The sequence below is a fragment of the Persicobacter psychrovividus genome (genome assembly GCF_036492425.1).
Lineage (GTDB): Bacteria > Bacteroidota > Bacteroidia > Cytophagales > Cyclobacteriaceae > Persicobacter > Persicobacter psychrovividus.
The window spans coordinates 3,019,752-3,042,897 of sequence record NZ_AP025292.1 but is presented as its reverse complement, the minus strand read 5'-3'; the positions used below and the strand labels follow the sequence as shown (position 1 = coordinate 3,042,897).

The following is a 23,146-nucleotide window of genomic DNA, read 5'->3' as shown; positions in this document are numbered from 1 at the left end:
TGTATATGCGCTCACTGGTTTATCGACATTGGAGTGTGGTGAGATAAACCAGTTTTAATTTCAATTATAATTTACAAAGTTAGGCTTTATAATTTTGAATAGGTCTTTTTAACAAATGTTAACAAAGTGATATTGACCTATAAAAAAAGGAGTAAGATCGCCCTACTCCTTCAAAGATAATATTTTTGATGCTGATAATCAGGCTTATACCTGATTCTTTAAGCGTTTTTCAGAAAATGTACTGATACCCAATTATTTTCTTTGATATAGTCAATTTTCGTCAGACCGTGTTTTTTTGCTTCTTCCTCAATCACGGGAATGTCTTCTTCATAGAAACCACTCAGCAGTAGATGCCCACCGCTTTTCAGGTTTTGGCTATAATCGCCCATTTCATGAACTAAAATGTTACGGTTAATATTGGCGATAAGAATATCGAAAGGAGTTGAAAAATTCATCTCTGCAATGGTTCCCTGATAAACCGGAAAACCTTCCATATCATTCAATGAGTAGTTCTCTTTGGAGTTTTCCACACACCACTCATCAATATCATAAGCTTCTACCACATCGGCACCAAGTTGCTTGGCCATAATGGCCAGAATACCTGTTCCTGTTCCGGCATCCAGAACGCTTTTATTCTTATGGTCAATCTTGAGCATGTTTTGGATCATCAGGCGGGTGGTCTGATGGTGTCCTGTACCGAAAGACATCTTTGGCGTGATGGTAATATCGTAAGGGAATTGCTTTGGCAATTCATGGAAGTGTGCATGAATAGCTACCTGATCACCAATAAAAATCGGTTCATAGTTTTTCTCCCATTCCTCGTTCCAGTTTTGCTTTTCGATTTCAACAAGCTCATAGCTCAGGGGCGTCATTGCTGTATAGCGATCCATGACCTCCTCCGTTGCTGCCTTGTCAAAGGCGCTCACCTCTGCCCAGCCGTCGAAACCTTCGGCATTGTCCATAAATGAACTGAACCCGGCGGCCTCTGCCAATTCAGCCTGGAGAATCTCCCCAAACTCAGGAGTGCTCTTTACTTTTATTTCTATGAATTCCATAACTAATATTTCCGATGACGGTAATGCTAACCTGTTTCGGGGCAAGGATGTTCCGCCCCATAAAAACAGATGCGCAATTTAAGGCAATTAATTGAGTCTGCGGGGGCGGGGGCAAATTTTTTCTATCGGCGGTTGCAGCCGGCAAAGCTTTCGGTATCGGTAAAATAGACGGTAAAGTGCGCCAGTGAACGATCTTCAACAAAGGCGACCGTGAAGTTGGACTGTTCGATATTATCGACAAAGTGCCACAGGCCGGGCTTTGTGCAGTATAGCCAGTTGTCTTCTTCGTAAACAACCACATCGGCGCTGCTTTCATACTCTTCCTCATACACCAGGAATTGGGCAAACTTGGGGTTTTTGACTTCATAGACTTTGCCAAAAAGCTCGCATGGAGAGGCGTATTGTGCTTGTGCCGTGGAGGCTAAGCCTGCCCAGCATATCAGGAAGAAAAAAAATAGGACGAACTTTTTCATGGTGATTTTTGCCTTGCCCTGGCCGTATGGTGTGGCCCTGGCATAGGGAACATTTTTTTGGGTTGGTGAATTGATCTTTGAAAGATAAGGCCTTAGTGGCATGGAAAAAAATTGCCCTCTGATTTTTGAGCCAAAAAAAACACAGCCCGTTGCCAGACTGTGTTCTTATCTATTTTTTTCTTGATCAGAAAAGCTTTGCTTAGAAAGCTTTAACGATGTCGATGAAGTCACGAGATGCCAAAGATGCACCACCGATCAAACCACCATCTACATCAGCACCAGCGAAGATTTCGTTAGCGTTTGATGGCTTACAAGATCCACCATAAAGGATTGATACAGAATCAGCAACTTCCTGACCGTATTTAGCAGCGATGTGCTTACGGATTTCAGCGTGCATTAATTGTGCTTGTTCAGCAGAAGCTGTACGGCCAGTACCGATCGCCCAGATTGGTTCGTAAGCGATGATGAAACCAGTCATTACTTCAGCAGACAAGTGGAACAATGAAGCAGTCAATTGGTCGCAAACAAATTTGTAAGCAACGTCATCACCTTGCTCACGAGTTTCCAAAGCTTCTCCACAACAGAAGATAGGCTTTAGGCCTGCAGCCAAAGCGATGTCTGTTTTAGCAGCCAACAATTCGTTAGACTCATTGTGGTACTCACGACGCTCAGAGTGACCCAAGATTACGTACTCAGCACCTACAGAGTTGATTTGAGATACAGAGATCTCACCAGTGTAAGCACCTGACTCATGTGAGCTACAGTCCTGAGCAGCAACAGCTACGTTTGCTGAATCTTTCACCAATTTACCTACGGCATCCAAGTGGATCGCAGGCGTACCCATGATTACGGTTACATCAGATGGTGCTTCATCAGCGGCCATGTTTACTACTTCAGACGCTAAAACTTTACCTTCTTCCAAGGTTTTGTTCATCTTCCAGTTACCTGCAACAATTTTCTTTCTCATGATCGGTTATATCAATAATGAATGTAAGTTTCTATTTTCGACAAATATAGGAGAATCCCAAAGGTAAACTTATGATCTATGTGGTATTTTCTTATTGCTTTTAAGGGATATGTGAAATCATGTGCGTAAAATTGAGGAATTACCTCCGATCTTTAGGATCTAACAATTACTTTGCGGTTAAAATTTCCTTTTATAATGAACAAGTTTCGCATAATTTCTCTGACTTTCCTGGTGATTTGCAGCTGGGCCACCACTGCCATCGGGCAGACTGTTGACCGAGGGCAGTGGCTCGACCGCCGTTTTGTCATCCGTCAGATTTCCCTCAATAATCAGCCCCTGACACCAATGAATGGGCAGTTGATTGTGAAGAAGGATGAGATGATGATCAAGTTTGAAGGGAGCAGGTCGGTGGTTTTTATCATTGAAACACGACAGGTACCAGGAAAGCGACAGCAATTTTTCTTTACAGGAATAGACAATCAGGGCAGGAATTATTCTGCCAAAATGGAAAATAAAATTTACCCTGACCTGCAAGGGCATTACGTTGCACTGAATATGGATATTCGTAAAGGCGGGCATATGCACCTGATTCTGGAGGATAATTTGCTGAAAAAACAGGCCCCCTCGGATTCCCTGAAAATCACGTTGCCTAAAAAGAAATTTACAGAATAAATAAAGACAACCACGACATGAACCATTTGCTTAGAATTTTCAGCCTGCTATTGATCGCAATGCTGTGGGGAGCGAGCCCTGCGCACTGCCAGGACGATGATATTGAGAACCTCAATGCGGCAACAGGCCTCCGTTTTCTGGATTTCGGGAACAAATTACCCGATGATGCCCTTTCGAGCCGATCGATTGTGCTGGTATCGATGCCCACCAAGGCTGATGGTACCACGGGCCGTACAGGCTGGGAGGCTTTTGCTACCCAGGCACATAAAGGCTTGAAAAAAGCACATATTGATGCTGTAGCCTACTATTACTATGATGATGTAATGGCCAATACGGATGTTACCGCAGCATTTGTAAAGGAATGGCGTGCCCGCCGGATCTCCAATATTGTGTTTTTATCCAAAGTAGAGCTGAAGATTCGCAAAAAGCCTTCGCTGAGAAATGTTGTGGTGATCACCTCTTTCAATGGTAAAAGCTCGCTGACTAAAACGGGGCAACTGGCCTGGATGGATCAGAACAAAGACCTGAACAATGTGATGAAGAAGCTTTACAAGACCAGTCAGCGGGACGATCAGCCGGTGGAGAATAACCTGATTATCGATCAGCCGGAAATTTTTCGGTCAACGGATTTGTTCGGCAAAGGCAAACGCTATACTTCTTTCAGCATTAACCTGAAAACGGATAAAGTGGGGGTGGTGAAATTTCGGAAAATCAATATTCCGAATGATATCCCCGGAGGGATGATCAACAAAAACTTAATGAAGCAGGCCAAAAAGATGAATGCGGAAATTGACCGCGCCAATGATCAGCTGGCCGAGATGATGAAGCAGTACCCCTTCAAATATGAAATGCTGGACTATAATCCTTCCAAATTCAAAGAACTAAGAAAGCAGGGCATTCAGGTGATTTTGATCCCTATGAATACCTCTGGTAAAGCCATTCAGGAATTTTTGAGGTATGAGGTGGATCCGAACGAAACGGATATTATTACGGTGAAACAAAAGCCTAATGGGGCTATTTTCCGTTCTATTCCAGCCAATGCACCCGTGTATAAATGGTACATGAGATCGACGATTAACGGGGCAATCTACCTTGGCGATAAATGGGATGCGGACGAAACCTGGCAGGAAGCATTAACCAATCACCTCAACAATCTGAGGAGCGAATACAAAATGTAATTGATGGCAGCTGCCGTGAAACTTTGTGAAACACCTGTTGGTCATTTTCAAAACATTGATTTTGTGATGATTGACAGGTGTTTTTTATGGGACACAGTATTCACTGGCTTTTGTGGAACACCGTGAAACAAAGAGGCGAGTCCCAATATAGGGTACTCAGCCCGAATAACTGAGGACCGAGACAGCTCCCTTATTGCTCTCCGTTTTATTTTAAAATTCCCGTGAAACACTGTGAAACAAAAAGGGTAAAGAGGTAACTGATTGATTATAGTTGTTTTAATGCATAGCGCAGGAGTTGTGAAACACTGTGGAACAATATTTGGGATTCTTCTCAACGGCTTTCTGTGGTGGAAGGAATGTAAAAGGCACTGTTTTTCCTATTCACAATCCCCTCGGCCATTCCCTGAAATATAAAAGCATGGAACGGAAATACCGCCCACCAGTAGGCGCGCCCACTCACACCAACAGGTCGGAAAGTTGCATTTTGCACCAATACGTAGGGTTTGTCGGGGTCGTCATTTTTTTCAATTTTAAATTCCAGCCAAGCCTCGCCGGGTAATTTCATTTCAGCATACAACAACAAGCGCCCCGCTTCCCGATCGGCGACCAGCACCCGCCAGAAGTCCAGGGCATCACCGGCAATCAGTTGATTTGGGCTGCGCCGGCCTCTTCGGAGCCCTACCCCCCCAGCCACCTTATCCAAAAATCCACGCAGTCGCCACAGCGAATCCCACTTGTACCAGCCGCGGTCTCCCCCGATGCTCCAGATGTTATCAATAACTTCTTCTTTGGATCGTCCGAAGGCTACCTTGCGAACATCCCGGAAGCAACCATTTTTAGGGATTTTAATATACTTTTTACTGTCCGTATGAAAGTTGCTTTCAGAATAAGCATCCTTCCAGCTGCTGATCACCTCATTTTGTTCAATTTTACTGAAAGCCAGTTCCAGGGCTTCCTGATAGGTGAGTAAGTCCTGTGGAATCAGTTCCCGAATACCTTTTTTCTGAACCACAACCTCATTTTTCATGCTGTCCACTAAGCTTCGGGCCAAAGCAAAAGAGGTGGTTGTAACAAAATATAACCACCATGATGACAACCGCGGGGATACAAAGGGAACAGTGATGATGTGGCGTGTCAGGTTTCGCACCTCTGCATACTTGAGCAGCATTTCTTTATAGGTCAGCACTTCCGGCCCACCAATGTCATACACTTGCTGATAGGACTCTTCGTGGTCAATCACTTTCGCCAGATAATGAATCACATTTCTGACACCGATAGGCTGGCATTTGGTTTTTAGCCATTTTGGGGTGATCATCATCGGGAGCTTTTCCACCAGGTCACGGATAATCTCAAAAGAAGCCCCACCAGAACCGATAATAATGGCCGCGCGCAAAACAGTGGCCGGAATTCTGCAAGCTAAAAACACCTTCTCCACGGCCAGTCGAGAAGCCAAATGCTTGGAAAGGTCGTCGTCATTCACAATTCCACTCAGGTAAACAATCTGTCGGCATTGGGTAGGGTTTAAAATCTGCACACAGGCTTCGGCGGCTTTTTGCTCTAAATCCTTGAAGTCAGAATAACTCTGGCCCATCGAATGCACCAGGTAGTAGCAAAGTTCAATATCTTCCGGCAGTTTAAAATCATCGCCCATTTTCAGCAAATCTCCCTCGATCAGGGCGACCTTTCCCTCCCACTCTTCTTCAAGTTCAATTCGGCCTTTATCCCGCACCAGGCAGTACACAAAATGTCCTTCGCGAATCAGTACGGGCAATAATCGGCGGCCGATATACCCATTGGCTCCTGTCAAAAATATCTTCATAGTCTATTTGAAATGATTTGGGAAAGAAAAATGTTCTAAGGGAGGAAGCCCCGTTGGCAGGAAGAACGATTTTATTGTAGGGTGATGCCATAAAAGTTGATGTTTTAATATTCGGAAAGCAGGGTTTTTCGTTTAAAAGGTTATATCAACCATAACCCCCAAAACGATGAACGCAAACCCTATTTTTTCCCCCTCAGATTATGCGTCTGCACAAAGCTTGCGGGTTTTGATGCTTGGCAACAACCCCATTGAACTTGGGCGACTTTACGATTTACTGCAGGCAAGCAAGGAGCAGGAGTACCAGCTTGAGGTCAGTTTTAATGAGCATGACGCCCTGCGAAAAGCGACCAATTTTAAGCCTGACTGTATTGTGCTTGATGATAATCTGGACAAAGAGCAGATTCAGCATTTTTCGGAAATGTTGCAGCAGGACCAGTACTTGCGCCATGTGCCTATTACATTGGTGAAGAACAGTAACCGGTGGTCGGTGGTTGCCAAGGGCATTCATGAATATGTTCTCAAAAATATGCTCAGTACCAAAACCCTTTCGCGGGCAGTATTGAATGCCGTGCGGTACGGGAAGGTGTTTCGTAAATGGCTAAAATCCTGATCATTCAGCATTTATTATCTGAACAGATGACAAAAGGAGAAAAGGGCGTGTAGTCTTTTTCTCCTTTTTTTGTAATTTTGTGCTTCTTCAGCGTGAGGGAATCTTCACGCTTATTTTTTTAGAGAAGGGACAGGATAATATGAGCGAGCTACCATCAAACTTAATGGAACAAACCCAATGCTACCACTGTGGAGGCCCCTGCGAAGAGGAACATTTACGTTTTGATCAGAGGGATTTTTGTTGCCACGGCTGCCAGACGGTCTATGATATCCTGAAGGAAAATGACCTCGGGGATTATTATAACTTGGAGCAAAACCCGGGCATCAATCTAAAGCCACAGGATTTTGAAGACCAATATGCGTTCCTTGACCATGATGAAATTCAGGAAAAGCTGCTTGACTTCACCGATGGAAAGATGAGCCGTGTACGTTTATTGTTACCGGCAATTCATTGTTCGTCGTGTATCTGGTTGCTCGAGAATCTTTACAAGCTGAAAGGGGGGATTCGCCAGTCGCGGGTTAATTTCGGGAAGAAACAGCTGATGGTGGAATTCAGTAATGAAGCGCTGAGTTTACGGCAGCTGGTAGAAACACTGGTTTCTATTGGTTACGAACCTCATATTTCTCTGGAAGAAAACGATCAGCAGAAAAAAAGTTCCCCAGACCGCACCCTCTTCCTGAAAATTGGCGTGGCCGCTTTTTGCTTTGGCAATATCATGCTGCTGAGCTTCCCCGAATATTTTGGTTTTGATGGCGGATGGGATGATGAGTATCGCCGATTTTTCTCTTGGCTGAATGTATTTCTTTCCCTGCCGATCATTGGTTTTTGCAGTACAGATTATTTCAAAAGTGCCTATCAAGGGCTCAAACACCGACATATTAATATTGATGTGCCGATTGCTATCGGGATTGTTACGCTGTTCGTGCGTTCGGTCTTGGAGGTTGGTTTCGATTGGGGATCGGGTTATTTTGATTCGCTCGGGGGCTTGCTGTTTTTCCTTTTGACGGGAAAATGGTTTCAGTCCAAATCCTACGAGTCACTTTCTTTTGATCGGGATTACAAATCGTATTTTCCTTTGGCGATTAACCGAAAAGAGGACGAGCAAATGAAGCCCGTTCCCGTGGCGAATTTGCAGGTGGGCGATCAGATCATGGTCCGGAATCATGAGATTATTCCTGCCGACAGCGTCTTGACTTCCGTGGAGGCCAATATTGATTACAGCTTTGTTACGGGGGAATCGGAACCCGTGCGGAAAGTGCAGGGAGAAAAGATTTTTGCCGGTGGCCGACAGGTCGGTGCCTCGATTGAATTAGTGGTGAAAAAGCCGGTTTCGCAAAGCTACCTGACGCAGTTGTGGAATCAGGGAAAAGCGATGGAGGATGATGCACAGGATCGCCGTTCGATGATCAATCAGATCAGTAAATATTTCACGGTGGTGGTTTTGCTGATTGCTTTTGCTTCGGCGGGCTATTGGACGTTGGTGGATCCAAGTAAAATCCTCAATGCCTTTACGGCGGTATTGATTGTGGCCTGCCCTTGCGCCCTGACTTTGGCAACACCTTTTACGCTGAGTGCGGTTTTGAGTGTTTTCGGAAGGCAACATTTCTACCTGAAAAATACCGCTTCGGTGGAGAATTTGGCGAGTATTGATACTTTGATTTTTGATAAAACGGGAACGATCACTTATTCAGCCAAAGGCAAAGTCGAATACAAGGGTAAGGCGATTAGTAAGGATGAGTTATCAGTTTTGGCAAATATGGTCCAGCATTCTACCCACCCACTGAGCCGGAAATTGGCGGAGTATATGGGGGAAGAAACCACTTTGGCTTTGGCGCAATATCAGGAGTTTGCAGGCAAAGGGCAGTCCTCGGTTTTTGAAGGTAAAACCTATTTGTTGGGGTCAGCCAAGTTTACGGAAGCCGACTATGTGGGTGCTACCCTTTCGGGCGCTTCGAAGGTTTATGTGAAAATTGACGGGGAGTTCAGGGGCTATTTTATCCTGCATAATCAATATCGAAAAGGACTGAAAAGTTTGATTGATGCGCTGAAAGGTCATTTTTCGATGGCACTGATTTCGGGGGATAATGACAGTGAAGCCGAACAGTTGCGTGAATATTTTCCGAAGGAGGTACCTTTGATGTTCAATCAGACGCCTGATCAAAAGCGGGCATTTGTAGAACAAAAACAGCAAGACGGCGCTTCGGTAGCGATGTTGGGCGACGGGCTGAATGATGCGGTGGCTTTGCAACAGGCAGATTTCGGTATTGCCGTAACGGATGATATTGGCGCTTTCACCCCCGCCTGCGATGCGATCTTGGATGCCGAAAAACTGCCGATGCTTCAGCGACTGATCCGTTTTTCGCATACCGCCAAAAAGATCATCATTGCTTCATTTGTGATTTCTTTTGCCTATAACATCATCGGACTGAGTTTTGCCGTAGCAGGTATGCTGACGCCCGTCTTGGGGGCGATCCTGATGCCTGTCAGTAGCATTTCGGTGGTGGCTTTCGCGACCTTGTCGGTGCAGGTGTTGGCGCGCAGGTATCGGTTGTAAACACGACACGATAGAATTGGAGGGGGGTTATTGACCATGATTACCTTGATTAAAAGGATTACCATGATTATTTATTTTTGAGGAACAACCGAATAGGTCTTACCCAACGAAACTTCCTATCGCGAGACGTGATAGGTCTTAGGGTAAAATCTATCACGAGAGGGACTCTCGCGATAGAATTTGAAATGCTCTGTACAATCAATATTTCATGAACTCTTCCACCTTATTGAAAGCATCACGGATCTGATCGGCTGAAACATTATATTGCTTGGCGATATTCGCCTCGATGGTATCATAGGAATCATTGCTCTGATTAACCATTTCCATTTCAATAAAATAAATATCAAACTCCTGAGCGGTCGGCAGGTCGGCTTCGGTCAGTCGGCCTACTTTATCCTTGATCTCATAAGTGGGCTCCTCATCTCCTGCCTGCCAACGCAATCGTCCATAGGAAAAACCATTGTTGATATTTCGCTCATCGGCATAGGCCAAAACCTGAACTTTTCCGGCACGTCCCGCTTTGGCTAAACACTGCTGATAAGCATCGAAAAGGGTGGCTTTGAGGCTGTCATAACCGATCAGCGGATCCACCACGATGCGGGCTTCCATGCCATCGGCATTAACAGGCTCCATATTAATGGTTCGGTATTCCCCAAACTCCCCGAAAGGATTCGGTTCAGCGTTGCGATTGCTGTAAGTTCTGGTGGTGATGTTTCCGTTGTTGTTGGTGGTGTAGGTGATGTTGAAATCATCTGCTATCTCATCAGCCGTAAAACTTCCGTAAGCAAAAACGAACAACAAGGCTACCGCAACAATTCCTCCCGCGATCTTTCCACGTTTGGCTTCTTGCGCATGCTGATCGGCAACAATAGTTTGTACGGGTGCATTTTTTCGGTTTTCATGTGCTTGGCGCAAAGCACTGATCCGATTTTGATACTCTTCCTCAGAAATAATATCCTCCTTTTTCAGGTCCTTGAGTTCCTGCACTTTTTTGCTGACGTCGTTCAGGTGTTCTTCGGCAGGTCTTTGCTGAGCCTCCATGGTGCGTTGCATCTTTCGGATGCTTGACTCCCTCAAGAGCGATACCACAATCAGTCCGATCAGTGGTGTCAGGAAAAAGGAAAGAAAAAAGGCTTTGACACCCGATCTCCCTTTAGTGGAGGCGTAATAAGCGACCAAAAGGGCCAAAGAGACATATATAGAAAATCCCGTCATGGTAAATTAAATTAAAGGTTGCTGTAATATTTTTGGCGAAGTCGGCTCAACTGTCTTTCGTACTCATCAGCCGTCAGGATACCTTCCTCCAAAAGCAAGCGTAAATTACGAATCTTCTGAGCGACGGAGGAATTTTCATTGCAATTATTTATGTATTGCTCGCAGGGGAATCCCTTGGAATAATCATGTAGGAGCGCCACAACGATCAGCCCAATGATGGGAGAGAAAAAAAAGGAGACCAAAAAGGCTTTAGCGGTAGAGCGTTTTTTGTTGTGTGCCAAAACACAGACCAACAAGCAGAATGCGATGTATGTAAGCATGGTTTAATATTTTGTTCCAATGAATGTAGGTTTCTTGGATTATATAGGCCAAACAATATGCCAAGTAAAAATTTAAATGTATTTTTACTATAATCCCGCCTGGCGGTATTTAAACGCCCTATTTGGGGTGCTCAAAATTTGATCTGCTGCACTGTTTTAGCGGACAATCGTACGCATTGTCCGATATCGTACATCAAAATATCTACCCATGTCTGTCATCTTTATTCTGATTTCTATCAGCATCGTGGTTGCGGTGATCTTTCTTTCCGCTTTTTTCTGGTCGGTTAAATCGGGGCAGTATGAAGATACTGTATCCCCTGGGGTCAGGATATTAATGGACGACCGCAAGACGGAAGTTGAGGATAACAAATCCCCAAAAAATAAGCAGATATCTAACTAAAATGCCGATTTAGGCGCTGTTTATCGCCTTTCTTTTGGAAAAATAACAAACGTCATTTTATTTTATCTGAATAATGATGAATATCACATATTCAGTTTTTTTTTAATCCTTCGGGTTAATTACATTTGTCTATACCATAATAATATATTTTTTAATTTGATTTTTTAAATAAAACAATAAAACAATGAAAGTAACAGTAGTAGGAGCCGGAGCCGTAGGAGCAAGTTGTGCAGAGTACATTGCCATTAAAGATTTCGCTGATGAAATCGTTTTGGTGGACATCAAGGAAGGTTTTGCTGAAGGTAAAGCGATGGACTTGATGCAGACTGCTTCATTGAATGGCTTTGATTCAACAATTACAGGAACAACAGGTGATTATACCAAAACAGCCAACAGTGATGTTGCTGTAATCACAAGTGGTATTCCTCGTAAGCCGGGCATGACGCGCGAAGAGTTGATCGGGATCAATGCTGGTATTGTAAAAACAGTAGCAGAAAACCTGATCGCACAATCTCCAAACGTGATCATCATTGTGGTTTCTAACCCTATGGATACCATGACATATCTTGCTGCGAAAGCGACAGGCCTTCCTAAAAACCGTATCATCGGTATGGGTGGTGCTTTGGATAGCGCACGTTTCAAGTATCGTTTGGCGGAAGCTTTGGGTTGCCCTCAGTCAGATGTTGCAGGAATGGTTATTGGTGGCCACTCGGATACCGGTATGGTGCCGTTGATCGCTAAAGCAACACGTAACAGTGTACCTGTTACTGAATTCCTTTCTGCTGAACAGCAAGAAGAAATCGTTCAGGCTACAAAAGTTGGTGGTGCTACATTAACTAAATTGTTGGGAACTTCAGCTTGGTATGCTCCAGGTGCGGCAGTTTCTGAATTGGTTAAAGCCATTGCATTGGATTCTAAGAAAATGTTCCCTTGTTCAGCATTGTTGGATGGCGAGTATGGTCTTTCTGACCTTTGTATCGGTGTTCCGGTAATTATCGGTAAAAACGGTATCGAGCAAATCGTAGAGGTTGCTTTGAATGAAGACGAAAAAGCAAAATTGACTGCTTCAGCGGAAGGCGTGAAGAAAACCAATGGTCTTTTGACACAGGAAGCTTAATTTTAGCTTAAAAAAATAAATTGATAAAGCTCACCCATTGTGGTGGGCTTTTTTACTTTTGCAGCATGAAGAAGATTGTTTTAGCCTTAGGAATGCTTTGTGCTCAGCAGGCATTTGCGCAGGATCTGAACCATATGCAGTGGTTCAATGAACCTGCTCAGTGGAGCATCAAAAATCAGGAGTTGAAAATGCAGGTTACTCCGCAGTCAGATTATTGGGTAAAAACCCATTATGGCTTTACCGTTGACGATGGCCCATTTTTATATACCCTTCGGGGAGGAGAGTTTGAAACTTCGGTAAAGATTGAGGGGGCTTATAAATCCCGCTATGACCAAATGGGCTTGATGTTGCGGGTAGATGAAAAGCACTGGATTAAAACGGGCATTGAATACGTTGATGGGGTTTATCATTTCAGTGTAGTGACCACCAATGGTGTCAGCAGCTGGGGAGTAACCGCCCTCAAGGAAAAACCAGATGCCATTTGGATTAAAGCAACGCGTCGCCGAGATGGGGTGGAAATTTTCTATTCTACGGACGGTAAAAACTATGCCATGGCTGGCCTCTCCTATTTGCCCGAGCAGGTGCCTGTTAAGGTTGGAATGATGGCCGCAAGCCCTGATGGTGATGGATTTGAGGCAACTTTCAAGGATTTCAAGGTGAAGCATCTCGCAGATGAGCGCCGGCTGGAATGGCTGAAGGATCATCAGTAGGATGTTTTTTTAACCACAGATTTCCATTTCGTAGGGGGCTGTCGCGCAACTTGATTGTAGTTTATATCATCAAATAATATTTCGTTTTGGTAGGGTCAGACCCGTGTATCTGACCGAAACAATCATTATAACGTTAGTTTCGGGCGAACACGTGGGATCGCCCGCACCAAATAGAATAAAGTTTTGTAGGGCAATTTTAAATTACGGTTATGCAATAGCCCCTGATAGGTCTTATGATTTGCTATCACGAGAGGGACTCTCGCGATAGGGTAGGTTTATGCAAAATAAAAAATCATGGTAATCCTGTAAATCAAGGTAATCATGGTCTAAAACACCAACCCAATTTATCTGCGGATCGAAAATCAGGACACAAAAAAAACCACGCCCAAAAGCGTGGTTTCAGTGTTTTATATCGACGGTAGCTTACAGCTGAGCGTCCAATTTAGCCGCTAAAGCTGTTTTGGCTGCAACACCAACTTGCTTGTCTACAACTTCGCCATTTTTGAATACCAACAAAGTTGGGATAGAACGAATACCGAATTGTCCTGGAGTAGATGGGTTAGCATCAACATCCATTTTACCGATTACTGCTTTACCTTCGTACTCACCCGCCAATTCCTCAACTACTGGCCCAATCATTTTACATGGTCCACACCATTCAGCCCAAAAGTCAACCAATACTGGCGTGTCGCTGTTGATGATTTCTTGGAAGTTTGCGTCGGTAATTTCAATAGCTTTACCCATAGTAGTAAAATTAATTTTTTATGTATTAGATTTTAAATGCTTTAGATAATCAAATGTACGCTGAACACGCCCAAAGGGATTGTCAGCTAACAGGCATTTACGTGTTTTGTAGTCATAAATCAGACCAAGCTCAAAAGCCTGCCTTTCTGTCAGTTATAGATGACATTAGGCCTTACAAACCACGCAGGCGGTTAATTGTAATTTGATACCCCAAATATTGTCATTCTAAATTACAAAATAAATTTTATTTTATACTCTTTGCTAATGAGTCTATAAGGCTTTTCAATCAGAGATTTTTTTAAGCCTCAGCAAGCTGCTTTTCAACTGCTGAATTCCCTATCTTTGTTTTTGAAAAAGTTTTTTCGGGGGTAATTCACTCTTTTACAGGGTTTTGTTGTTGTTCTTTTGAGCGGGAGATTTTTTTTCAAATCTTCATGCAACCATTTGCCCCCTGCGATCATCATGTAGGTGAACATCCTGAAATTTATGCTATATCATTTACCCCATGTTTTTACGTTTTAAGCCAAAATCTAAAGAGGATCGCCTCTTGGAGGGCTGCCGAAAGGGCGACCCTCAGCAGCAGCGATTGCTCTATGAGCAAGTGGCCCCGCAGATGCTGTCGGTTTGCCGACGCTATGTGGCGGATGCTCAGGAGGCGGAAAGCGTCATGGTACAGGGGTTTCTGAAGGTGTTCGAGTGTATTGATTCTTTTAGTGGTGAAGGGAAGCTGCAGGCATGGATTCGCAAAATTATGGTGAACGAATGCCTGATGTACCTGAGAAAGGAAAAGCGAGCGGTGCTTTTTGTGGAGGTGGAAGAAGCATCCCATGAAGCCCCTTTGCAAGCAGACAGTGACCTGCAAGCGGATGAACTGATGATGCTTATTGAGCAGTTGCCTACAGGTTACCGAACGGTTTTTAACCTGTATGCCATAGAGGGCTTTAGTCATCAGGAAATCGCTGACCAACTTGAGATCAGTATCAATACCTCAAAGTCACAGCTGAGCCGTGCACGACAACTGCTTCAGCAACAAATAAAAGCATTGGAAAAAATTGAAATAAAGGGAAATGGAAATTTTTGATCAAGAATTCAAGGATAAATTATCCCAGCACGAAACCCCACCTTCTGCTGAGGCATGGAGCCAAATTGCTATGGGGCTTCAGCAAAAGTCTTCCTCGAGAAGGGGCATGCCTTACTGGCGGGTGGCAGCAAGTTTATTGCTGTTGCTGAGTTTTGTTGGCGGGGGCTATTATTTATCATTAAGAACGGTGCTGCGGCAGGTGCCGATGCTGAGCCAGCAGGTGGAGGACACCAAGGTGGAGCAGAAGCACCAGCTGATTAAGCCTGATGTTTCAGCCTTGGCGACCAACATTTCGAAGGCAGAAACCACCACGCCGAGCCGTGGAGCCACGGAAATTGCGGCAGCAGTGCCAAAGAAGGCACACAAGCGACCGCAACACAGGGCACCGAAAATAGCGAAAGCAAGGCCAACGCCCGTGAAGGAACGGGCTGTGGTAAAGGCCCTTCCTGTTCAGACCCTCGCGATGGCTGCGCCTGAACCTGTAAAAATTGAAATGCATACTGAAGTGGCATTGGAAGAGGTGGAAAAAGTGATTGCGGCACCTGCGGCAGCGTCAGACGAGTCACTTTTGGCGATGGAGGAAAGCTTGCCCGATCAGCGGAGTGGTGTAGCGGTGACGATCACCTATATTCCTTCCGAAGAAAAACCGATCGACAAAGTGAAAGGCTTTTTGGAAAAGAAGTGGAACCAACGTCAGGACGGCGAGCAATTTATCGCCAAACAATTTTCAAAACTTAGAAGAAGATAACAACCTTATAATTCATACTCATGGACAATCAATATCGCAAAATCGTATTTTGCCTCATTTGCTGTGTTTATTTTTCGGTGCAGGCCCTGGCCTCAGGCACCTCACCAGTAACCGACACCCTCAAGGTGGAAACCAATAAAGGGGCGAAAATCTTGATCATCGCCAATGATAAAGAGGCCTTGAAAGAGCTGAAAGTACTTGACGTCAATCAGATTCTGCAAGATATGGACGTGGCGGCAGACTCGGTCAAAAAGGAGAAACTGGTGATTAAAAAGACTGATGACACTTATCTGAGGGCTGAAAATACCCTTGAGCCTTTCGATGCACCGCTTGAAGATCATTCCGATGAGGCTTTCAGAAAGCGCGGGAAGAAATATCAGAAACAGCCTGTGAAAGAGAAGAAACGGTTGATTATCCATTACGGAAAGGATTCTGAGATGAACAAGGATCTTGAGGCCCAAGGAGCGATGCGCTTTGATAATGACGAAGGCATGGGCATTTATTGGGGCGAGAAATACAAGATGGAGATTAATAAAAAGTACCGTGATAAGCCCGCCAAACGTCGCTCTTATGGCTATGGCCTGATAGATTTCGGCGGAAACAACTGGCTGGAAGATGGCAAGACGGTCAGTGGAAATCAACCTTATAACGTAAGACCGTGGGGGTCGTGGTATGTGGGGCTTGGAGGAGGTTATATGCTGATGCTTGGCAACCATTTTGGGTTTGATTTTTCCACCAGCATTTCATGGTATAACTTCAAGTTTCAGGATGCTACTGTTCGGTTGGTCAAAGGGCCTGACGAGCTGGAATTTGTTCATGAAACGGCGCCAAATATCAGTTCTATCAAATCTAAACTGACGGTGCCTTACATTAACGCTTCGTTTATTCCGACTTTTAAAATTGGTCCTCGCTATCGTGGGTTAAGTATTGGTGCAGGGGTTTATGGCGGTTACCGAATAGGGGCGCACACCAAAGTAAAGCAAAAAGTGGACGGCTCTACCAATAAGCCGAAAAGTCATAAGGATTTTTATCTTGAAAACCTGCGCTACGGTCTCCGTGCGCAGTTGGGTTGGGAAGACAGCCAGTTCTTTGTGGCTTACGACCTGAACCCGATCTTTCAGAAAGATCATGCACCTGAGCTGAATGCTTTCACCATAGGGGTAACTTTCCAGATCAGATAAACGAATTGTTGTTATTCTTAGCATAGCGCCACAGCCCTCCATGATCGTCTGATCTTCTATCCGAAGTTTAGGCAGATGACTACTGAATTCGCTCCAAACAGAACGGATTGGTGTAAAAATTAATCGTGGGGACAAAACTATTGTGTAAATATTGAGCGTTGTGGCTTTAGTGACTGAAGGATTCTTACGATTGCTGAAATAATTTATCCTTAAAGAAGCCATGTTCCTTGCATGGCTTTTTTACTTTTGAGAGAAACAAGCCGCTTCGTTATTTATGTTCGATTTCCGATTACAAGTTTTTGAAATGGTGGTTAGGCTGAAAAGCTTTACCGCGGCAGCACATGCCCTTTTTGTGAGTCAGCCTGCAATTTCCAAACATATTAAAGCCCTGGAGGAACATTGGGGCATACCGTTATTTATCCGTCGTGGGAATGAGATACAGCTGACTGCGGCTGGCGAGCGGCTGCATGAGCATGTGATGGGCATTATGCAAAAGTATGCGCAAATGGATTTTGCCATGCAGGAGTTTAAAGGATCGTATAGCGGAACACTTCGGATAGCGGCCAGTACCACCATTGCACAATATATTTTGCCAAAATACCTTTCTGAATTTAAGGCGCAGCATCCTGAAATAATTATTCACCTTGAAAGTGGCAATACAACGGAGGTGGAAAACCTGGTCAGGCAAAATCAGGTGGATTTTGGGCTGTCTGAGGGAGATACTTTTCACCACGGACTGAAATATGATGACCTGTGGCAGGACGACCTGCTGATGGTCTGCAGAAAAGGGAGCCAATGGAAAAAACAATGGGAGGCCAAAGGGCTTGAGGCATTGCCGAAAATGCCTTTTGTATTCAGGGAAACAGGCTCTGGTACGTTGGTTGTTATTGAGCATTATCTGCAAAATAAGGGCGTGCGGTTGAATCAGATGAACATTCAAATGATGTTGGGCAGTACAGAGGCCATCAAGTCTTATTTACGCCATACAGATGTTTGCGCATTTTTACCGCAGTGTGCTATTGAAGATGAGTTGCTGCATCGGTTGGAAATAATAGACGCCAAACAATGGCATATCAAACGCCCGCTTTTTTTGGTACAACATGGGCAACAGGCACTCTCGGATTTAGGCGGACTCTTCCTTCGCTTTTTAAAGTCATAACCTGTGGTTATTTTGAATAAAGATTTAGCATAACTTTTATTCATGCCTTTTTTCTTCTTTTGTAATGTCGCTTCGACACAGGAATCAAAAGAAGAATACATGAACACATTAACAATAGCGGCTAAGCCTGATCAGAAAAAAATCCTTTGGTGGGTGGTCGGCTTGTTTTGCCTTTCACCCATCTGCAGCCCTTTTATCGCACTGATTCTCGGCATGCTGCTGTCTAATTTTGTCAGTACCTCTTATCAGGCCAAATCGCATAAATGGACTAAAATACTGCTTAATACCGCAATTGTAGGTATGGGCTTTGGGATGTCGTTCAAAGAAGCCATGGCTATTGGAGGGGAAGGATTTGGCATAACAGCCATTACCATCAGCGTAACACTCGTGCTTGGTTTAATCTTTACAAAGGTTTTTAAACTCGAAAAAGAAGCAGGTTTATTGATTGCCTGTGGAACGGCCATTTGTGGAGGTAGCGCCATCGCTGCTGTAGGAACAACCCTCGATGCCAAGAAGGAGGATATGTCTATTGCACTGGGCACTGTTTTTACATTTAATGCCATCGCCTTGGTGTTGTTTCCATTACTTGGCCACCTGATAAACATGAGTCAGACGCATTTTGGCTGGTGGTGTGCCATGGCAATTCACGACACTTCCTCTGTGGTTGGTGCAGCCTCTGTATACGGCGATAAAGCACTGAAATTGGCCACGACAGTTAAGCTCGCCCGAGCACTCTGGATCATTCCCGTTTGCATCGGTATTGGCTGGTGGAAAAAAACCGAGCATAAAAAATTGCCGATCCCGTTATTCCTCGTTTTGTTTATAGCCGTTATCTTTTTTCATGGCTACTTGCCTTATGTTTCAAGCTGGGGCCCAAAAGTGAATGTGGTTTCTAAGCACCTGATGACCTTGGCGTTGTTTTGGGTAGGTACGGGTTTACATTTTCAGACACTGAAAAAAGTAGGCTGGAGATCTTTCGCGATGGGCTTATGCCTGTGGGTGATTATCGGATGTTTATCGCTCTTTTTAATCTGGTAGCACAGCATGAAGCGCTCAAAGTATTAAATCAGTATTTCAATAAAGGTCGTAACGGGAGGTACGGCCTTTTTTTAATGGGTAAATCATGCTCCCAAAATACTTTCCGAAGGTAATTCACAAAAAAAACCTCTACCCGAACGGATAGAGGTTAAAGGCTTTCGACGGAAGGCAAAACGATTAGATTTCCTATTTCAGAACCGGCCTTACCCTCCGATCAAAAGCATTATTATTTTTAAATATCAAGGGGAACACTACTGATAGCGCAGCCTGAAGGTGCTATCCACATTTTTAAGGAGGTGCTCCAAAAATAATCTGCGGATAAATCCCTTACGCCCTTTTTATTTTATTTAATCATGTCGAAACCACAGTATGGTACCAAAACCTCAGGGATTTTAATGCCTTCCGGTGTTTGGTTGTTTTCAAGGATGGTGGCAACTATACGAGGCAAAGCTAATGCCGAACCGTTCAAAGTATGCAATAATTGTGTTTTCTTTTCTCCCTCTGGGCGATAACGCAACTTCAGGCGGTTGGCCTGATAAGTCAGGAAGTTAGAGATGGAAGAAACTTCCAGCCACTGATCCTGCCCTGCAGAATACACTTCCATATCAAAAGTGATGTGAGAAGTGAAGCTTAGATCGCCACCACACAAGCGCAATACGCGTGTCGGCAAGCCCAGTTTTTTCAAGAGTCCCTCTACATGAGCAACCATCTCGTCCAAGGCATTCATAGAATCCTCAGGCTTGGTGATCTGTACAATTTCTACTTTATCAAATTGGTGCAAGCGATTTAGGCCACGTACGTGAGCACCCCAAGATCCTGCCTCACGACGAAAACAAGGCGTAAAACCTGCATTTTTAATCGGCAAGTCTTTCTCAGAAAGAATCACGTCGCGGTACATATTGGTGATCGGTACCTCAGCTGTTGGGATCAAATAATAATCATGCCCTACCAGTTGGTACATCTGCCCTTCTTTATCAGGCAACTGCCCTGTCGCAATCCCCGAAGCTTCGTTGACTACAATCGGAGGCAATACCTCGCTAAAGCCTGCCGCTTCGGCTTCGTCCAAGAAGAAGTTAATCAACGCACGCTGTAAACGCGCACCTTTACCCTTGTAAACAGGGAATCCAGCACCCGTTAATTTATTGCCCAGTTCAAAATCAATGATGTCATAATCCTTGATCAGCTCCCAGTGTGGTTTTTTGTTCTCTGCCAAAGTAGGGATTTCTCCAAACTGGCGCAATTCCTCATTGTCCTCATCACTTTTACCTGTTGGTACAGACTCGTGCGGGATGTTGGGAATTGTGAAAAGCAATTGTTCCAAATCGCCTTCGATCTTCGAGAGCTTTTCCTGCAATTTTTTTGATTCCTCCTTCAGTGCCGCAGTTTTGGATTTCACCTCATTGGCTTCCTCTTTTTTGCCTTCGCGCATCAGCAATCCGATTTGTTTGGAAAGCTGGTTGGATTCCGCCGATTTGTCATCACTTGCTTGTTGTGTATGACGGCGCTCTTCGTCCAATGCCAAAACCTTTTCTACGGCTTCTTCAGGATTGCGAAAGTTCTTAACTTTTAAGCCCGCAATCAAGGCTTCTTTGTTTTCCTTAAATTCGCTGATTTGTAACATGTTGCAGGAAAATATATGAATAATTTAATTTCAAATAAGTTTTGAGTGTTGCTTGTGCATGGCGGTGGGCTGCATAAAAACCCATTTGCCACACGAACGACCCAATATCGTCGCTAAGTTAAAAAAAACCAATGGCTTTCATTGAATAATCTTTCAGAGGATTTTATATTCTGGAGATAATAATGGCGATAAATGTGAATTTTACCGAAACCTTCCTTAATTAGGCAAGGTTATTTCCATGGATACTTGACATTTCTAATGCTTTAGTATATAATTGCATATCTTAAATCATTAGGAACCTCTCCTAAGTTTCAAATTAGATTATTCCTATATTCTAATATCACTGATTTTTTTCATTCTTAATCATTTCTCCCTCAAAAGAGAATCCCCTCGCACGTAAGTGCCCATTATATTACTATTCTATGTACAATATCGAAGAACTGAGTGTCAAACTACTTTCTGAATTGAAAGAAGTTGCCGAAGAGTTGGGAGTTACCAAATATAAAAGCCTTCCTAAAAAAGAGTTGATCTATAAAATCCTCGATCAACAAGCGGTAATGCCCGAAGACCAGTTGCAAAAACTGATCGAAAAAAAACAAACTGCTCCTGCTGCTGAGAAAAAAGAAGCAAAACCCAAAGCAGAAAAGAAAGACAAACCTGCCAAAGAAAAGCCTGCACGCAAACCTCGTGAGCCAAAAGCAGCCAAAGAAAAACCGGCACGTGCACCAAAAGCAGAAAAGCCTGCAGCTGATGCCCCTGCTTTTGAATCGAAATTACCAAAGCGTGAATCTGTAAAAACGATTGAGCCTGTTGGTATTGACGAGAAGCCTGCGGAAAAGCGTGAAAAACGTGAGCGTAAGCCTCGTGCTGAACGCCCAGAGCGTACTGAGCGCCCTAACGATCGCAATAATAACGACCGTAACAAAGAGCGCAAGGAGCGTAAACCACGCAACAACAACAAAAATAATGAGTCGGATAAGCAAGAGGATTTGCTTGACCTATTCACTGCTGCGGTAACGTCAGGAAAAATTCCTGAGCCAGCACCGGCTACAGCACCTACCCAACCTACCCCTGAAGAAACAAAGCCTGTGTCAGAAGAGAAAGCGCCTGAAGAGGCCGCAGAAACTATCGCTCCTGTAGCTAAAAAGCAAGACGAGCCTGTGGCCATTCCACCACGCAAGCGTGAGCCTGTTGCACCGATTGCACCTGCTGAAGAAGAAGTGGCAGCCACAGAAGAGGCTGATGCTCCAGAAGAAAAAACGGAGCGTCGTGAACAGCGCGAGCCAAGAGATAATCGTGATAACCGTGACGACCGCATGAACAAGCGCCAGTTGCAACAAACCATTAAGGATTTTGACGGTATCGTTGAAAGCGAAGGTGTGTTGGAGATCATGCAGGATGGCTATGGTTTCTTGCGTTCATCAGACTACAACTATTTGGCTTCGCCGGATGATATTTACGTATCTCCTTCGCAGATCAAATTGTTCGGTTTGAAAACAGGTGATACTGTTTGTGGATCTATCCGCCCACCAAAAGAAGGTGAAAAATACTTCGCTTTGTTGCGTGTAGAAACTGTAAACGGCAAAACTACCGAAGAAATTCGTGACCGTGTACCATTCGAACACTTGACGCCTTTGTTCCCACAGGAAAAGTTGAACTTGGTAGATCAAACCAACAAATACTCTACCCGAGTATTGGATTTGTTTGCACCTATCGGTAAAGGTCAGCGTGGTATGATCGTGGCACAGCCAAAAACAGGTAAGACGGTATTGTTGAAAGATATCGCCAACTCGATCGCCAAAAATCACCCTGAGGTTTATTTGATCATCTTGTTGATCGATGAACGTCCTGAGGAGGTTACTGATATGGCGCGTTCGGTTCGTGCAGAAGTAGTATCCTCTACTTTTGATGAGCAGGCAGAACGCCACGTGAAGGTATCGAATATGGTCTTGGAGAAATCCAAACGTATGGTAGAGTGTGGTCATGATGTAGTAATCCTTTTGGATTCTATCACTCGTTTGGCACGTGCGCACAACACCGTTGTTCCTTCATCAGGTAAAATCTTGTCTGGTGGTGTGGATGCTAACGCATTGCACAAACCTAAGCGTTTCTTCGGAGCGGCACGTAATGTAGAAAATGGTGGTTCATTGACCATCGTTGCGACAGCCCTGACAGAAACAGGTTCAAAAATGGATGAGGTAATCTTTGAAGAATTCAAAGGTACAGGTAATATGGAACTTCAGTTGGATCGTAAATTGGCCAACCGTCGCGTTTACCCTGCTATTGATATTCTTTCTTCAGGTACACGCCGTGAGGATCTATTGACTGACCGCGATTCCCTACAAAAAGTATGGTTGCTGCGTAAGCATGGTTTGTCGGATATGAACTCGCAAGAAGCGATGGAATGGATGTTGGAGAAAATGAGAGGCACCAAAGACAATGAGGAATTCCTGTTGTCGATGAATGGTTAATCTCTGATTAGAT

The 23,146-nt window shown here is 44.3% G+C and carries 21 protein-coding genes; 13 read left to right on the top strand and 8 right to left on the bottom strand.

The window, feature by feature from the left end; translation table 11 throughout:
- Positions 1-218: 218 nt before the first annotated feature.
- From prmA to tpiA, 3 genes are all read right to left on the bottom strand, one after another.
- Entirely contained in the window at positions 219-1,055 is an 837-nt protein-coding gene (gene prmA, locus AABK40_RS13135) for a 50S ribosomal protein L11 methyltransferase (RefSeq protein ID WP_338397245.1), read from the bottom strand.
- Positions 1,056-1,177: 122 nt separating this feature from the next.
- Positions 1,178-1,528 carry a 7(1) septoil knot domain-containing protein gene (locus AABK40_RS13130; protein WP_332919544.1) on the bottom strand — a complete coding sequence of 117 codons (351 nt, stop codon included), beginning with the start codon at positions 1,526-1,528 and terminating at the stop codon, positions 1,178-1,180.
- 199 nt (positions 1,529-1,727) lie between these two features.
- Positions 1,728-2,495, bottom strand: a complete 768-nt coding sequence (gene tpiA, locus AABK40_RS13125; protein WP_332919545.1) for a triose-phosphate isomerase — start codon at positions 2,493-2,495, stop codon at positions 1,728-1,730.
- A gap of 195 nt (positions 2,496-2,690) precedes the next feature.
- Between tpiA and AABK40_RS13120 the strand changes: the two genes are divergently transcribed.
- Positions 2,691-3,167 carry a hypothetical protein gene (locus tag AABK40_RS13120; RefSeq protein WP_338397244.1) on the top strand — a complete coding sequence of 159 codons (477 nt, stop codon included), beginning with the start codon at positions 2,691-2,693 and terminating at the stop codon, positions 3,165-3,167.
- Positions 3,168-3,184: 17 nt separating this feature from the next.
- Positions 3,185-4,345: a hypothetical protein gene (locus AABK40_RS13115; protein ID WP_338397243.1), complete on the top strand. Its 1,161-nt coding sequence runs from the start codon at positions 3,185-3,187 to the stop codon at positions 4,343-4,345.
- Positions 4,346-4,676: 331 nt separating this feature from the next.
- On the opposite strand, the gene AABK40_RS13110 is transcribed toward AABK40_RS13115, so the two are convergent.
- Positions 4,677-6,164, bottom strand: a complete 1,488-nt coding sequence (locus AABK40_RS13110) for an SDR family oxidoreductase (RefSeq protein ID WP_338397242.1) — start codon at positions 6,162-6,164, stop codon at positions 4,677-4,679.
- 166 nt (positions 6,165-6,330) lie between these two features.
- On the opposite strand from AABK40_RS13110, the gene AABK40_RS13105 reads away from it, so the two are divergent.
- Positions 6,331-6,774: a response regulator gene (locus AABK40_RS13105; protein ID WP_332919549.1), complete on the top strand. Its 444-nt coding sequence runs from the start codon at positions 6,331-6,333 to the stop codon at positions 6,772-6,774.
- Positions 6,775-6,937: 163 nt separating this feature from the next.
- On the top strand, positions 6,938-9,328 hold the full coding sequence (locus AABK40_RS13100; protein WP_338397241.1) for a heavy metal translocating P-type ATPase: 2,391 nt from the start codon (positions 6,938-6,940) through the stop codon (positions 9,326-9,328).
- Positions 9,329-9,526: 198 nt separating this feature from the next.
- Here AABK40_RS13100 and AABK40_RS13095 read toward each other — a convergent pair whose 3' ends face one another.
- A complete protein-coding gene (locus tag AABK40_RS13095) occupies positions 9,527-10,543 on the bottom strand; it encodes a hypothetical protein (RefSeq protein WP_338397240.1) in 1,017 nt (338 codons plus the stop codon).
- Positions 10,544-10,554: 11 nt separating this feature from the next.
- Complete coding sequence (locus AABK40_RS13090) at positions 10,555-10,863, bottom strand: SHOCT domain-containing protein (protein ID WP_338397239.1); 309 nt, start codon at positions 10,861-10,863, stop codon at positions 10,555-10,557.
- 208 nt (positions 10,864-11,071) lie between these two features.
- Here AABK40_RS13090 and ccoS point away from each other — a divergent pair, with 208 nt between their 5' ends.
- The 3 genes from ccoS to AABK40_RS13075 all read left to right on the top strand — a co-directional run bounded on the left by ccoS (position 11,072) and on the right by AABK40_RS13075 (position 13,090).
- Entirely contained in the window at positions 11,072-11,263 is a 192-nt protein-coding gene (gene ccoS / locus AABK40_RS13085; protein ID WP_332919554.1) for a cbb3-type cytochrome oxidase assembly protein CcoS, read from the top strand.
- 184 nt (positions 11,264-11,447) lie between these two features.
- Positions 11,448-12,380, top strand: coding sequence for a malate dehydrogenase (locus AABK40_RS13080; RefSeq protein WP_338397238.1), 933 nt, complete (start codon positions 11,448-11,450; stop codon positions 12,378-12,380).
- Positions 12,381-12,445: 65 nt separating this feature from the next.
- A complete protein-coding gene (locus AABK40_RS13075) occupies positions 12,446-13,090 on the top strand; it encodes a DUF1349 domain-containing protein (RefSeq protein WP_332919556.1) in 645 nt (214 codons plus the stop codon).
- 423 nt (positions 13,091-13,513) lie between these two features.
- Here AABK40_RS13075 and trxA read toward each other — a convergent pair whose 3' ends face one another.
- A complete protein-coding gene (gene trxA, locus AABK40_RS13070) occupies positions 13,514-13,834 on the bottom strand; it encodes a thioredoxin (protein ID WP_332919557.1) in 321 nt (106 codons plus the stop codon).
- 505 nt (positions 13,835-14,339) lie between these two features.
- On the opposite strand from trxA, the gene AABK40_RS13065 reads away from it, so the two are divergent.
- The 5 genes from AABK40_RS13065 (at position 14,340) to AABK40_RS13045 (ending at position 19,041) form a co-directional block, all read left to right on the top strand.
- A complete protein-coding gene (locus tag AABK40_RS13065) occupies positions 14,340-14,915 on the top strand; it encodes an RNA polymerase sigma factor (RefSeq protein ID WP_332919558.1) in 576 nt (191 codons plus the stop codon).
- Positions 14,902-15,663, top strand: coding sequence for a hypothetical protein (locus tag AABK40_RS13060; protein ID WP_332919559.1), 762 nt, complete (start codon positions 14,902-14,904; stop codon positions 15,661-15,663). Before AABK40_RS13065 ends, AABK40_RS13060 begins: the two co-directional genes overlap by 14 nt.
- Positions 15,664-15,683: 20 nt before the next feature.
- The gene (locus tag AABK40_RS13055) at positions 15,684-16,844 is read left to right on the top strand and encodes a hypothetical protein (protein WP_338397237.1); all 1,161 of its coding nucleotides are present in this window, start codon (positions 15,684-15,686) and stop codon (positions 16,842-16,844) included.
- 274 nt (positions 16,845-17,118) lie between these two features.
- Entirely contained in the window at positions 17,119-18,003 is an 885-nt protein-coding gene (locus AABK40_RS13050; protein ID WP_338397236.1) for a LysR substrate-binding domain-containing protein, read from the top strand.
- A 99-nt stretch (positions 18,004-18,102) separates the two neighbouring features.
- Complete coding sequence (locus AABK40_RS13045) at positions 18,103-19,041, top strand: YeiH family protein (RefSeq protein ID WP_332919562.1); 939 nt, start codon at positions 18,103-18,105, stop codon at positions 19,039-19,041.
- Between the two features lie 343 nt (positions 19,042-19,384).
- Here the strand turns inward: AABK40_RS13045 and serS are convergent, their stop codons facing one another.
- Positions 19,385-20,662 (bottom strand): serine--tRNA ligase, encoded by a 1,278-nt coding sequence (serS, locus tag AABK40_RS13040; RefSeq protein ID WP_332919563.1) that lies wholly within the window; start codon positions 20,660-20,662, stop codon positions 19,385-19,387.
- 422 nt (positions 20,663-21,084) lie between these two features.
- Here serS and rho point away from each other — a divergent pair, with 422 nt between their 5' ends.
- The gene (rho, locus tag AABK40_RS13035) at positions 21,085-23,133 is read left to right on the top strand and encodes a transcription termination factor Rho (RefSeq protein ID WP_338397235.1); all 2,049 of its coding nucleotides are present in this window, start codon (positions 21,085-21,087) and stop codon (positions 23,131-23,133) included.
- Positions 23,134-23,146: the final 13 nt, after the last annotated feature.